Below are 15,998 nucleotides of genomic sequence, written 5' to 3'. Positions count from 1 at the left end.
TCTAGCATTATGCAATTTGAAAATGCACGGAAAATAGGATTTTTAAATACTGGCTCGCATTCTTATACTGCATTCAAACAATGGAGGATTTTGGCTCTATTCCTGTTTTCATTTTTTGTTTCCAGTAGCTGCCTTTTTGCCCAAAAACAGGATTCTTTCAATTTCTTTACGCATTTACCTACTTCAGATGGTTTTTCATTAAATCCTGTCAATAGTATTGATCAGGATAATTTAGGCATGATTTGGCTGGGAACCAGAAATGGATTGATGAAATATGATGGGCATAATTTAGTGGTGGTACGTAGGGAGGTAGGCGATGTGAGGGATTTAAGAGTTAATGATATTTACTCTATTAGTTTAGACAGTGCGGGTGTATGGATGGCAACCAAAAAAGGCTTGAGTTATTTTGATCTAAGGCTTGAGAAACCACATGATTTTCCTTTTGAAACTACCGAAAAGCTGTCGATATCTACATCTTTTGTATTTGATGTATTAAGAATTAGTGCTTCTGAAGTTTGGTTAGCTACGCGTGCGGGACTTAATGTATTGAATGAAGAAATGGACGAAATAACAGTCTATAGGCATGATATAAATGATGATAAATCGCTCAGTTCTGATATTATCACTAGTTTTTTCAAGAGCAAAAAAGGAGAAATATGGATAGGAACACAAAATGGACTTAATAAATCCTTAAGGGAAAAAGGGGGACGATTAACTTTTAAATCCTATGCTCCTAAAATCTCCAATAACCAGCAGGATGGTAATTTTGAAATCACTTCGATCAAGGAAGATTTAATAGGCAACTTATGGATAGGTACCAAGGATGGACTCTTTTATTTTAGAACTAATGAAGAAGAATTTATACGGTATGGAAATCAGCCTGGTGAGGGCAAACTGACCAATCAAGTAATTAGTGATATCACCTTTGATCATCAAAATAGACTTTGGGTAGGTACTTATGACGGAGTGAATGTGCTGGATAATAATCATAAACTTTTAGCGAAGATTAGGCATGATTCACGAAACCCAAATAGTTTAAATGGAAAAGATGTAAAAGCATTGTTTACCGATCGAGATGGAGGAATTTGGATATCCACCTATTTTGGTGGGATCAACTACTGGAGCGATAAACAGCTCAATTTTGAGAAGATACAGGAGCATTTTGGTACTCAGTTGGGGTACAATGTGGTCAGCTCTTTTATGGAAGATAAAAACTCCAACATTTATATAGGCACCGAGGGCGCAGGTATAAATGTGATGAATGCTAGAGGCGAAAATTTCCAGAAAATTGATCAGTTATCAGAAGGGAATTTTATTGGCTCTGTCAAGGATATGCTTTATGAAGATTCACATAAAGTTTGGATTGCTACCTTCAACAGGGGGCTAATTCATTACGATCTAAAAAGTAAAGCCTTTAAAGAATATAAATATGACTCAAAGTCAGAGCCTGATAAAGCCATCTCCACCAATCAATTATTAGAATTGGAAAAAGCCTTTGATGGTAAAATTTGGATAGGCACGTTGAATCGAGGGCTAAGCCTATTTGATCCTAAGGACCAATCGTTTAGGCATTTTACTTTTGACATAAATTCTCCAAGCATTCCTAATAATAATGTAAGAGTACTTACCGAAACTAAAAGCGGAGACTTATTTATTGGGACTGGAAGAGGGGTATCCGTCCTTTCCCGCAAATCCTACAATGAAAATGATTTTCAATTTCAATTATTGAAACTGGAAAACGGTGAGGAAAGCAATTTGTATGTGCACGATATTCTGGAAAGCTCTGAAGGAAATAACATCTGGGTAGCTGCTAATGATTTCGGACTTTTCTCTGTGAAAAATGACACGCTATATTCTGTGAACATACCCAAGATTACGAGTGTTTTTGCGCTTAGCGAGGATAGCAATGGAAAACTATGGCTGAGTACTGAGGAGGGTGTTGTTTCCTATGATCCGGAATCTGGCAATCACCGAATTTTTGACAGCAAGGATGGTGTTCAGCCAAATGAATTCAACAGGAGATCAAAATTGTATAGCAGTTCAGGAAGAATTCTATTTGGCGGAGCATCTGGAGTGACCTCATTTTATCCTACTCGGCTAGACGTAGAGAATGCTTCTGCTCCCAAGGTGGTGCTTACCCAATTCTATATTTCAGATCGGGAAATTAGTGTGAATGATGGGACTAGCATTTTAGATCAAGCTATGTCCTACACCAAAGAGCTTACATTGAATTATAATCAGAATATTTTTTCCATACATTTTTCCATGCCCAATTATATTAATTCGGACAAAAACACTTACCTCTATCGCTTAAAAGGCTTGGAGGATGAGTGGGTAAGAACCACTAATTCTTTTGTTTCCTATACCATTCAAAGAGGAGGGGATTATGTTTTCGAAGTGAAAGGAGTAAACAAAGATGGGATAGAAAGTTCGGAGATCACCAGCTTGGATATTACTATGAAAAGTGCTCCCTGGCTTACTGGCTGGGCTTATTTACTATATTCCTTAATTGTTTTATCGGCGCTGTTGGTGGTTATATTTTTCTTCAGGTCAAGATTAAAATTGCAGCATCAGCTAGAAATGGAGACCAGGGAATTTGAATACCAAAAAGATCTGAATCAGCAAAAGCTGCAGTTTTTCACTAATATTTCTCATGAGTTCAGAACTCCACTGACCTTGATTTCTGCACCTTTGGATAAATTGATTACTGAATATAAAGGGCCTAGTGGTGTTTTCAGACAGCTTCAGGTTATCAAAAAAAATACCGATCATCTTTTCAAGTTGATAAATGAACTGATGGATTTCCGAAAGTTGGAGAACAAACAAATGAAGCTTCAGGCTGCAGAAGGGAACGTAGTGAAGTTTGCAAAGGAAATCTATTTATCCTTTACTCAACAGGCCAAATTGTATGATCTAGATTATCAGTTCCTCACTTCCCAAGAGGAAATCAATGTCTATTTTGATCGGGATAAATTGGAAAAGGTGCTATATAACCTAATATCCAATGCATTCAAATATACTTCCACTGGAGGACAGGTAACAGTGAGAGTTTCACTTGAAGCTGAGAAAGTTCAGATACATGTGCAGGATTCAGGCATTGGTATAGCGGAAGATCATATTGATAAAGTCTTTGATAGATTCTACGAGGTCCCTTCCCACGGACAAAAATCCAAGTTCAAGAAAGGTTCAGGAATTGGTTTGGCTATCGCAAAAAATGTGATGGAATTGCATAAGGGAAATCTGAAGGTTAGCAGTGTAGAAGGGAAAGGAAGCGATTTTATGATGGAATTGAGTCTAGGGCGAGAGCATTTTTCCAATGATGAAATTATTGACTCCTTTGTCAACAGTGAAGAAATTTCCAACTATATCATGCCTCAGGCTGAAAACGAAGTAGGGTCCTTGCTAGAAAATGAAGAAAGAAATAATGTCCTTGAAGATGCACCTAAAATACTAATTGTTGAGGATAACAAAGAAATAGGTTCTTTTATACAAAGTGTACTGTGTAAAAACTATCGAACTATTCTGATAGAAAATGGTGCTTTAGGTTACCAAGAGGCGATTTCTAGTCAGCCTGATCTTATCATCAGTGATGTAATGATGCCGGTGATGGATGGGATAGAATTCTGTGAAAAAGTAAAATCTGACCTTCGTACCAGCCATGTTCCTTTTATACTTTTGACTGCTAGAACCTCCTTGGTATATAAATACGATGGGTTGGAGTCAGGTGCAGACGAATTTTTAAGTAAACCCTTTGATTTTAAAGAGCTGCTTTTGAAATGCAGAAATATCCTAAACACTCATGAGAAACTGAGAAAGAAAATAGGAGAGTCTGGAGAATTTATAGCTACAGAAGTGAGTGTTAATTCCAGAGATGAAGAAATGATGAAAAATGCTATTCAACTAATTAAGGATAATGTTTCAAACGAGTTTTTCGATATTCAATATTTGACAGAGGAGTTAGGAATCAGCAGATCTTTACTCTTCACCAAATTTAAAGCCTGGACAAACCAGACTCCTAAGGATTTTATATTAACTGTAAAAATGAAAAAAGCTGCTTCTTTAATAGAACAGCATAAGACTAATATATCTGAGGTAGGATATATAGTAGGTTTTAAGGATCCAAATTACTTTTCCAAAGCATTCAAAAAGCATTTTGGTATAAGTCCAAAAGCTTACTCCGAGCGATTTAAGGAAGAGTTAGGGTTAGATTGATTTTTATATACTTGCAATAGTTTTTTCTAAATAGAATAATGTCCTTTTGAAGAAGTGGAGTGTCCTTTCCGAAAGGTTCTATTGACCAATTTATTTCTATACGACTTTTCATCTTTTTTAATGTAGTCAGTTCTTTCTTCTTTTCACTTTTAATTAGATCTATTCTCTTTTTGTGTCTTTGGGGTATGCACTCCTCTTAGATTCTAATTTCCAAGATAGTTTTGATTCAATTTATGAAATGCCCTTTAATCATTCCTAAAGGGCATATTGGTATTGATATGTACAAAATCACCCTTTTTTTGGATTTTACTTTTTTAAATATTTTGAAGTTTAGAGTGTTCTAATCGAGTAATAGCGCCAAGGGATTACTTCGATTAGAGAATGGAACTATTCAACTGTACAAAAGCGAGTGGTGCAAAGTCAAGCATAATGAATAGGGTTACATCATCGATGTATTAGCTCATAATTCATTATGAATTGGATTGTTAATATGATGCCTATTAAAGATCTGATCAGGAATAATTGCAAGCCAAGTATTGATCTTTAGTTTAAGGGGAAAACCTGATTGAACTGTATGAATATTTAAACATTTAATTATTATATGCATGAATAAAATAAACCTTAAATAACCTTTTGCCCAATATTTTATCCCTTAAAAGGATAGCTACACTAGATGTAGTAAACTAATCATGAATGATAATTAAATAGAATTAAAATGATTCAGAAAACTTTACAAAAAATAATATTACTGTCCTTATCGATGCTTCTTAGCGGTACGTTGGTACTTGCCCAAGAGTCTATTATTATGGGCACCGTAATATCGGATGAAGATGGACTGGGACTTCCTGGTGTTACCGTTCTCGTCAAAGGATCTACAACTGGAACTGCCACAGATATAGATGGTAAGTATCAAATTAAAGCCTCACCTACTGATGTTTTGATTTTTTCATTTATAGGATATGACCAGCAAGAAATTACTGTAGGAAACCAAACTCAAGTTAATGTGACTTTGGGAGTGGACATGACACAATTAAGCGAGGTGGTAGTGATGGGCTATGGCGAGCAAAACAGAAGAGATTTGACCGGCTCAGTAGTTTCTGTAAAATCAGAAGAATTAGCGCAAACTACACCTGTTGGAGTTCTGGATGGTATGAAAGGCAGGTTGGCCGGTGTTTCCATTACCTCAAATGGTGGTCCTGGTGAGCCATCGGATATCAAAATCAGAGGAACGTCCACTTTGAATGGCGGGACTGGTCCTTTGTATGTTGTGGATGGTCAGCAACTGGATAACATTGAAAACCTGAATCCAAATGATATCGCATCCATTGAGGTGCTTAAAGATGGAGCTTCAGCTGCTATTTATGGATCCAAATCAGCCAATGGAGTTATTCTCGTAACTACCAAAAAAGGGGCAAGTGGAGCTACAAAAATAGACGCGAGTTATGTGCGTAGTTACAGCTCTTTGGCAACAAAAATCCCGGTTTCAAATACACGTCAGGCGAGAATTTATGAACTTGCCAGAGTTGGGAATAATGCTATAAATCCTGGACCTCCAGCTGATTCACTTTCAGCGATGTTTAATCAGGATTTTGATTACCAAGAATTAATTACCCGGGTAGGAGTTAGGGACCAGGTAGGACTTTCGTTGAGCGGGGGGAAAGATGATGCCAATTTTTATTGGAACACAGGCTTTTTGAACCAAGATGGAATTGTAGATAATTCCGGTTTCCAGAGAATTAATACGACTCTAAACGTCAATTTCAACGTAGCTAAAAGACTTAAAATTGGTACTCGCGTCAATGCATCTTATTTGGAGCGAAATGGTTTGAATGAAGGTTCTATTTTTGGTCAGTTGGCAACTCATTTCCCATACTTGCCAACCCAAGATGCTGATGGGACTTATGTACCCCAAACTTCCAGTCAGCAGAATGTCGTTGCAGAAACCATTTTCACGGTTAGGAGAAGTAGAGACTATGTAGGTCAAATTTTTTCATACGGAGAAATAGATATTATTCCCTCTCTAAAGTTTAAATCCACTCTTGGGGTCAACTTTGAGCTTGGGAGGAACAATGATTTTGATCCAACCGTGGTACAGCCACTTGGTAGCCCGCCTGCAGGTTCAGAGATTACTACTTTGAATTATAGTCTTCAGCAGGAAAATTATTTGAGCTATAAAAAGAGCTTTGGAGATCATAATGTAACCGCTGTTGCTGGGGTTCAGTTTCAGCAATGGCAGTACGAGTACTCTCGTTTTCGGTCGGTTAATTTTAACAACGATATCATAAGGACTTTCAACAACGTAGCGGAATTGGACGCTGCAAACACCCGGACCACAGCTACTAGTCATGCGTTGGTTTCACAGTTCGGAAGAGTTACCTATGATTATAAAGGCAAATACCTGTTTGGAGGTACAATTAGAAGAGATGGTTCTTCGCGTTTTGGCTCTGCTAATCAATATGGTGTATTTCCAGGCGTATCTGTAGGATGGAGATTGAGTGATGAATCGTTTTGGGATCCACTTTCAGGGGCAGTTTCTGAGTTCAAGTTGAGAGCAGGGATATCCCAAAATGGAAATGAGCGAATCGGAAACTTTGATAGCAGAACACTTTATTCACCTGGATTTCTCTATAACGGATTAAATGGTATTGCTATTACGCAGCTAGGAAATGAAAATTTGTCATGGGAGACTACGCAGCAATCCTATGTAGGAGCTGATTTTGGGTTTTTAGACGGAAGAATCAATGCGAGTTTCGATTACTATGAAAAATTGACCTCAGACTTGCTTTACCCTACGCCTCTTCCTGAAGAAACAGGTTTTAGCAGCATCAGTAATAACATCGGTCAAATAAAGAACAGCGGGATAGAATTTACTATCAGTGGTGATGTGATCAAAAAACCAAACTTTCAATGGTTTTCCAGCTTCAACATAGCTACCAACACCAATGAAGTAGTAGAATTAGCCGAAGAAAATGGACAGATTATTAGAGGTGACTTTATCATCAGGGAAGGAGGATCCATCGGAGACATGTGGGGATACACTGCATTGGGGGTTTTTCCTTATAATGAGTCCAACGCATTTGATGACAATGGGAATCAGTTGACTCCGATTTTTGATGAGCAAGGAGGGTTTTTGAGTTATCAGCAGAATGGTCAAGCTTATACTGGAAATGTGAATCAGCTCAAAGTACAGAATCGAGTATTGCTTGGTGGCGATGTGATGTGGAAGGATTGGAACGGTGATTTCAATATTGATCCAAATGCTGATAGAACGGTTATCGGGAATGGTTTGCCGAAGTTCTTTGGTGGACTCTATAACGAATTCATTTTTAAAGGAATAAAACTCTCGATGATGATTGACTATAACTTCGGAAATGACATCTACCGAAGCTACGATGAAACCAGAAATCAACGCTTGGTACGTACTGTGATACCTGGGCCTGATCGAGTTGAGGAAGCTTGGTATCAACCAGGTGATATAGCTAAATATCCGAGTTTAAATGCGAGTGGGAGCTCTAGAAATAGTTTAGGACCAAACTCTTACTGGGTGAGTCAAGCTGATTTCATAAAGCTAAGATCCTTGAGGTTGGATTACTCACTCCCAACCTCCATGATGGATAAAGTAAACTTCTTATCTAATGTATCCTTTTATGCTTCCGGGAATAATCTTCTTACCTGGACAAATTATGAGGGATATAATGCAGAGCTGGGATCAAGAGGAAATGCACTTCAGCCTGGTCTGGATAATCTTAGATATCCTTTGTACCGAGAGTATATACTTGGTGTAAATATCAAATTTTAAGCGTCTTAGTTTTAGAAATAAGGAACAAGTTCATTTGGAAATCGAGCATGACTGAGTCAGATAGGCATGACCAAAAGGTCATACACTGGTACGTTTATAAGTATCGCGATATTCTCTATGGCTTTTAAAAGACAAATTATAATCTTATGAAAATTATAAAAAAAACAACGATAGGACTGCTGATAGCACTTACTGTAATCGCCTCACAAGGATGTGATAGTATGCTGGAAGAGAATCCGCAAAGTGAAATTTCTGATGCACAATTTTGGCAAACTGAAGCAGATGCCCAATCTGGAGTAGCCGGAATTTACGATGCATTGCAGTCCGCTTATTCACGTAAATATTTTGTGTGGGGAGAATTGCGATCAGATAATTTTGATGCATCACCTGCTGGGGAAAATCCTGAAGCTCTTCAACTTACCACTAATAATCTTAATGATAAAAGCAGAAATTATGGTGGTTGGGCTGACATGTATAATGTGCTTTTGAGAGCTAATCTGGCTATAAATAACATTCCAACTATTACAGGAGATATTAACGGGCTTTTGGGACAGGCTCATGCTTTAAGAGCTTTTGTTTACTTCGACCTGGTTCGGACTTTCGGAGATGTCCCTTTATACCTCGATGTGATTACTGGCGTAAATGATGATATCTATAGGCCAAAGACCTCAGGAGAGGAGATTATAAATACTATTATAATCCCAGACATGATGAAGGCCGAAGAGTTGATTTTGAATCCTCATGAAAAGTCAAGGTTTTCGCTTTCAAGTGTCTACAGTTTTCAAGCAGAAGTTTACATGCATTTAAAGGAATATGCATTGGCTAAAGAGGCGCTGGATAAGTTGGAAGCATTAAATCAGTTTACACTAGTTAACACACCGGAAGATTTTCATGCCCTATTTCGCAATGAACCAGATAGATCAGGTCTTCCTTCCAATCAAATGGAAACAGGCCCGGAGCTGATTTTCTCCATCGCATTGAATATCGAGGAAGATCAGGGCGAAGGAGGAATTTACAGTTTGTTTTGGCCTGGTGTGCCTGCATTCTTTGTTTCTGAGCATCTGGAAAATAAATGGATAGAAACATTTCCTACAGATTCTATTTCGTGGCATATGAAGTATCCAGATTTTATACCACAGACAGTAGATGAAAATACAGGTCAGACGATTTATGGAGATTATCACAGGTATTTACAGATGATAGAATCTATAAAAGATATTGGCGAGCGAAGGTATGGGAAATACAATTTGACTAATTATTCTGGAAATGAGGATGATACGGATGTAGTTGTCTATCGATATGCAGGTATGCTGCTACTCAAAGCAGAGGCTGAATTGCAATTGGGGAATATGGAGGAGGCAGTAGGGTTGGTAAACCGAATAAGAGCTGCTAGAGATTTACCGGAAATTCAACTGGAGGATTATCAAACGAGCGATGAATTGCATGACGCTATATTGGACGAGCGCCAATTTGAATTGCTTGCGGAAGGTAAGAGATGGTGGGATCTGATCAGAACAGATAAAGCAGTTGAGGTATTGGGACCTATCAATGGACAAAGTTCGGATAGATTACTGTTTCCAATCTGGTTTCAGCACTTGGTAGACAATCCAAACTTGACTCAAACTCCTGGTTACTAATTTAAACTTAACTACAGATGAAACTATATATTAAAAAGGCAAGAAACTTCATGATGGCTGCAATTGCCACTTTTGCACTTTTCAGTTGTGACTTGGAACTGCAAAAGGAATGGGAATATGTGCCAGAGCCATTTGGAAATAGACCTACGGGAATGTCAGCATTGGAATGGATGGAGATGATAAATAGCGACCCTACTTATCAAGATGCTAACGGACTGCCTGAATTTAATTACTTGCTTGAGGCAATTGCAAGAACAGGTTTAGAAGATTTGTATTTGGGGCAGGATACTACAAAGACTTATTTGTTATTAAGAAATAGTGCTTGGAACGGCAACAATCAACTGATTCAAAACATGGCGGGAAACAGAAATTACCCGCTGGATTCGATCAGCAATGAGCGATTAGAACATGTACTTAGGTATCACATTATCGATGAATACTTATCACAGCCTGCCATACCTAAAAACGATTCCTTTCTATACTATCAGACCTTGGTTCCTGGAGATACTGGTTCAATTGAGATTAATAAGCGCTTGTTTGATCAGTCTATCCGAATCAATACCAGTATTGCAAGGATAGGCTCGCCTTCTACGCCATCCAATATGCCTAGCACTTCTAGAGGAACGGTTGTGAATCTTCATAATTTTATTTTCACTAATGGCATAGGACATCAACTGAACAGCTATGTGAGATATCAACCGTTTTAATTTTACAAAACATAAAAGAAGTAAGCTGACCAAAAGCTTACTTCTTTTTATTCTTTGAAAATACCATTCCGGGTAAATTCCAAAGAGCATTGAATCTAGTACTCTAAAGCACACGCTAGGGTACAGGATAGTGGTATGATTCTTAAGAACTAATTTGTAGTCACGGATAAATTCTTTTTTAAAAAATAGGATTGAAACTATACTACATCAATTAAAATTCACCCAAATTAATGACAAAGCTTATAGCACTTTTATGCTTCTTATGTCTTTCTGTCAACGCGATAAAAGTATCGGCTCAGGAATCAAAAGAAACCCAGGATAGACCTAATATTATCTTTATTCTAACTGATGATCAGCGTTTTGATGCGCTGGGTTATGCAGGGAATCAATTTGTCCAGACTCCGGAGATGGATAGGCTCGCAGAGATGGGGGTCTATTTTGAGACGGCGATTGTGACCACCCCGATCTGCGCAGCCAGCCGGGCCAGCTTATTCACCGGGCTCTATGAGCGATCCCATAATTTTAATTTTCAAACCGGCAATATCCGGGATGAGTACATGGATAATTCCTATCCCATTGTCTTAAAAAACAATGGATATTACACTGCCTTTTTTGGAAAATATGGGGTGCGATATGACGATCTGGAAAAGCAATTCGATGAGTACGAGTCCTACGATCGAAACAATCAATACCCGGATAAAAGAGGGTATTTCTACAAAACAATCAATGGAGATACGGTTCACCTGACCCGATATACCGGCCAGCAGGCACTGGACTTTATTGACAAAGCACCTTCAAATCAACCGTTTAGTTTGTCCTTAAGCTTCAGTGCACCGCATGCTCACGACGGAGCTCCCGATCAGTACTTTTGGCAATCCAGCACGGATCAATTACTTCAGAATACCACTATTCCAGGTCCTGTTCTCGCAGAGGATACCTATTTTCAAGCTCAGCCGCAGTTTGTGCGCGACGGTTTTAACCGCCTCCGTTGGACTTGGAGATACGATACGCCAGAAAAATATCAGCATAGCCTAAAGGGGTATTATCGAATGATTTCAGGCATTGATCTGGAAATAGCCAAGATCCGTCAAAAGCTCAAGGAAAAAGGGTTGGATAAAAACACGGTGATTATCGTGATGGGGGACAATGGATACTTCCTAGGTGAGCGTCAGCTCGCAGGCAAATGGCTGATGTATGATAATTCCATCCGTGTTCCTCTAATCATTTATGACCCACGTTCAAATACACATCAGGATGTAAAAGATATGGTGCTAAATATTGATGTGCCAGCAACTATTGCGGATTTGGCGGGTGTTGAGGCTCCCGAGAGCTGGCATGGAAAGAGTTTGATGCCAATAGTTAACGGAAAGAATCAAAGAATAGGTAGAGACACCGTCTTGATAGAGCATATTTGGGAATTTGATGAAATCCCTCCAAGTGAAGGAGTGCGTACTGCGGAATGGAAATATTTCCGATATGTCAATGACAAGAAAGTTGAAGAACTCTATCACCTGAAAAATGATCCTCAGGAAATAACAAACCTGATCAATGATCCTAAGTACAAGACCATCGCTGATGAGCTTCGTTCCAAAACTGATGAACTGATTACCAAATTTAGTAATAAGTATAGAGCTGCCCCTTCCAATTTGACAGTTGAACTCATTCGAGATCCTGAGAATGGCGTGAAGATATTGGACACTAAACCTGAATTTGGATGGTTGATATCCGAGTATTCCAAAACTCAGTCTGCTTACCAAATCCTAGTCAGTTCCAGCGAAGAACTGATCGACACCAACACAGGTGATGTTTGGAATAGTGGACAGGTAAGAACTGCACTTTCATCAAATGTAGAATATGCTGAAAAACCTTTGGAGGTGGGAAAGAGCTACTACTGGAAAGTAAGGATCTGGGATGAGGAAAATCGGGTGGTTGATTATTCAGAAGCTCAGAAATTCACAGTTGGTAGGAGTGAGGATAAGATGATTTCTACTTCAAATATTCAGGATGTAAGTAGGATCAAACCAAAAGTTTTCGATAAAAATGGAGATAATTATTTCATTGATTTTGGCAAGGCTGCTTTTGCCACCATGGAATTCAAATACCAGGCAGATAAGGCTGAAACGCTGATTTTTAGAATTGGAGAAATGGCTGACGGGAAAAATGTCAATAGAACTCCTCCTGCAAAGAGTCATATTCGATACCAGGAGATTGAAGTGAAAGTAGAGCCTGGCAAGACAACCTATCAGTTGTCCATAAAGCAAGATACCAGAAATACGCTCCCAGATGTTGCATTGCCATTACCTGAATGTACTCCCGTATTGATGCCATTTAGGTATGCTGAAGTGGAAGGTCTTAAAGGAGAATTAGTAGCTGATGATTTTATCCAACTTGCCTATCACACCTACTTTGATGAGGAAGCGAGTGCTTTCGAAAGCTCGGACGATATCCTAAACCAAGTGTGGGAGCTATGTAAATATACCATCAAGGCCACGACCTTCAATGGTCTGTATGTGGATGGGGACCGGGAGAGGATTCCCTATGAATCGGACGCCTACTTAAATCAGCTCAGCCATTATACAACTGATGCTGAATATGCTATGGCTAGAAGAACCATAGAGTATTTCATGGAAAACCCAACTTGGCCTACCGAGTGGCAGCAGCATGTGGCGATGATGTTCTACGCAGATTATATGTACACTGGGAATACGGAATTGATTGAGAAATACTACGAGCCACTGAAATATAAGACCCTCTATGAATTAGCCAATCAGGATGGCTTGATCACTTCTACGAAGGTAGATCATGACTACATGTTGAAGCTGGGATTTGCTCCAGATTATAAAAAACCGTTGACAGATATTGTGGACTGGCCTCCGGCAAAGTTTAATGGGGCTGTTACCATGGGGGAGCAAGATGGTTTTGTTTTCAAACCTTATAATACGGTGATCAATGCATTCTACTATGAAAACATGAGAATCATGGCGGAATTCGCAAAGATCATGGGTAAACCTCAAGAAGCGCTTGAATTTGAATATCAGGCTGCCAAAGTCAAAAAATCTCTCAATGAACAAATGTTTGATTCAGAAAGAGGGATTTATGTGGACGGAATCGGTACTGTTCACGCCTCCCTGCATGCCAATATGATGCCTCTGGCTTTTGGATTGGTGCCTGAGGAATATAAGGAATCAGTATTGAAATTTGTTAAATCCCGTGGAATGGCCTGCAGTGTCTATGGCTCTCAGTATTTGATGGATGGGCTTTATAGGGCAGGGGAGCAGGATTATGCTTTATCTCTTTTGGTAGATACCAGTGATCGTAGTTGGTATAATATGATTAAGTTAGGTTCCACCATTACACTCGAAGCTTGGGATAATAAGTACAAAAATAACCTGGACTGGAACCATCCATGGGGAGCAGTTCCTGCAAATGTAATTCCTCGAGGTTTGTGGGGAATACAACCGAAAACACCGGGATTTGGTATTGCTCAGATTCAACCCCAAATGAGTACGCTCCAATCAAGTTCAATTGAAGTACCTACTGTCTTGGGGTCCATTAAGGCAGATTATCTCTTCAATAATGCCAGGCTGCAGACCTATGAAATTGAAATTCCTGCAAATATGGTGGCTGAGTTTTCTCTAAATGAATTGGAAGGAAAAGATGTGATTCATAATGGAGAAAAAGTAGCCACTGCATTTGGTACCATCCGGCTGGAAACAGGTAAACATACTATTCAATTGAAAGTCAATTCTTTCTAATGTCGGAGCATTCAAGTTTTGGCTGCTTTGAAATATAAGATTAACTCGAAAATAGAGAGTGTTTTTCGCTATTTAGCAAGAAAACCTGTCTCTCAAAAAAATGTCAAATTCAATGAGCACTATAAAAAGATTTGTGAACATAAACCTTAGATATCAACTGGTTAAATCCATCTGGTTGGGATTGATTTCTGTTGTTCTGTTTTCTGCATGTAAGAGTGGTAATTCAAGAGGTTTAGGTGAAGGGAATAGGGGAAATCCTCTTCCAGATCGCCCCAATATTTTATGGTTGGTGACAGAGGATATGGGTGCTTATATTTCGCCTTTCGGAGACTCAAGTGCCATTACGCCCAACTTGAATCGCCTGGCAAAGGAAGGGGTTGTTTACACTAATTTGTATTCCACTTCTGGAGTATGCGCGCCTAGTAGAGCTGCCATAGCCACGGGCATGTATCCTTCGAGCATAGGTGCTAATCATATGCGCACAAGTTCATATTCGGAAGTGACAGGACTTCCCAAGTATGAAGCTGTACCTGGACCGGAAGTGAAAATGGTGAGTGAACTGCTCCGTTCCCATGGCTATTTTACTTCAAATAACTACAAGGAAGATTACCAGTTCAATGCTCCAGTCACAGCCTGGGATGATAATGGGCCTTATGCCCATTGGAGAAATAGAGCGGAAGGTCAACCTTTTTTCTCCATATTCAACTTTACCACTACACATGAATCAGGTCTTTTCGAACCGTATGGCTTTCGAAATATAGAAATGAGACATTACCATTCTGGAGATACCACTTACAAATGGGAACCAGGTAATTTGACGGAAGATGAAACACCGGTGCATGTCTCAAAGGATCAGGAATTTGAAGTTCCTCCATACCTCCCAAATACTCCAATAGTGCAGCGGGATATGTGGAAACTTTACAATAATATCTCTGAGATGGACAATCAGGTCGGAGTAATCCTAGCTCAATTGGAGGAGGACGGATTGTTAGAAAATACGATAATTGTATTTTATGGAGATCACGGTGGCCCTCTTCCTCGTGAAAAGCGATTGATCTATGATTCCGGGTTAAATACTCCGATGATCATCCGTTTTCCGGATTCCTGGAGAGCTGGAACGACTGATAATCAATTGATCAGCTTTGTGGATTTTGCTCCAACACTTCTTTCATTAATTGGTGAAAAGCCTCTTGATTACATGCAAGGACAGGCATTTTTGGGTGATTATCAGGCTAAGGATGAGCGTAAATATATTCATGCTGCTGCAGATCGCTTTGATGAAGTTACTGATGCTATTCGAGCTGTTCGTGATCCTCAATTCAAATACATCAGAAACTATCGTCCCAACCAAGGCTATTACTTGCCTTTGGCATACAGAGAACAAATCCCTACCATGCAGGAGCTTTTAAGACTGAATGAAGCTGGAGAATTGAATGTAATCCAAGCCCAATGGTTTAGGGAATCAAAACCTAAAGAAGAATTGTATGATTGCCTTGCAGATCCTTTTGAGCTACATAATCTCGCCGATGATCCCGCATACCAAGATAAACTCAAGGATTTGAGTCTGGAAATGGATCGCTGGCTGACGGATATTGGGGATACTCCAAATTTACCCGAAATAAACCTGATTCATAGACTCTGGGCAGGTGATAAAAAGCCTACAACTGCTGATCCTCAGATAAAAATCAGTAATGGGAAAGTAGCAATCGAATCTGAAACTGAAGGAGCTTCCATAGGATATAAATTGATCAATGCTATCGGAGAACAATCCGCTTCCTGGAGTATTTACCAGAAGCCAGTTAATCTGGAAGATGGAGAATCAATTTGGGTGCAAGCTCATAGAATAGGCTACAACCCAAGTGCGATTATCAAACAAAATTTAAACTAG

At 39.2% G+C, this 15,998-nt stretch carries 6 protein-coding genes; all 6 read left to right on the top strand.

Annotated elements, in window-relative coordinates; all coding sequences use genetic code 11:
* The first annotated feature begins 9 nt into the window (after window positions 1–9).
* Window positions 10–4,212, top strand: a complete 4,203-nt coding sequence (locus ACPUEN_RS05590) for a hybrid sensor histidine kinase/response regulator transcription factor (protein WP_425639126.1) — start codon at window positions 10–12, stop codon at window positions 4,210–4,212.
* A gap of 715 nt (window positions 4,213–4,927) precedes the next feature.
* A complete protein-coding gene (locus ACPUEN_RS05585) occupies window positions 4,928–8,011 on the top strand; it encodes a SusC/RagA family TonB-linked outer membrane protein (protein ID WP_425639125.1) in 3,084 nt (1,027 codons plus the stop codon).
* 146 nt (window positions 8,012–8,157) lie between these two features.
* Window positions 8,158–9,648 (top strand): RagB/SusD family nutrient uptake outer membrane protein, encoded by a 1,491-nt coding sequence (locus ACPUEN_RS05580; protein WP_425639124.1) that lies wholly within the window; start codon window positions 8,158–8,160, stop codon window positions 9,646–9,648.
* 17 nt (window positions 9,649–9,665) lie between these two features.
* On the top strand, window positions 9,666–10,355 hold the full coding sequence (locus ACPUEN_RS05575) for a fasciclin domain-containing protein (protein WP_425639123.1): 690 nt from the start codon (window positions 9,666–9,668) through the stop codon (window positions 10,353–10,355).
* Window positions 10,356–10,585: 230 nt separating this feature from the next.
* Complete coding sequence (locus tag ACPUEN_RS05570; protein ID WP_425639122.1) at window positions 10,586–14,110, top strand: sulfatase-like hydrolase/transferase; 3,525 nt, start codon at window positions 10,586–10,588, stop codon at window positions 14,108–14,110.
* A 112-nt stretch (window positions 14,111–14,222) separates the two neighbouring features.
* Window positions 14,223–15,998 (top strand): sulfatase family protein, encoded by a 1,776-nt coding sequence (locus ACPUEN_RS05565; RefSeq protein ID WP_425639121.1) that lies wholly within the window; start codon window positions 14,223–14,225, stop codon window positions 15,996–15,998.

The sequence above is a fragment of the Algoriphagus yeomjeoni genome, assembly GCF_049821175.1.
In the GTDB taxonomy this organism is placed as follows: Bacteria; Bacteroidota; Bacteroidia; order Cytophagales; family Cyclobacteriaceae; genus Algoriphagus; species Algoriphagus yeomjeoni_A.
Note: the sequence above shows the minus strand (reverse complement) of the source record. Positions and strands in the feature narration are given on the sequence as shown.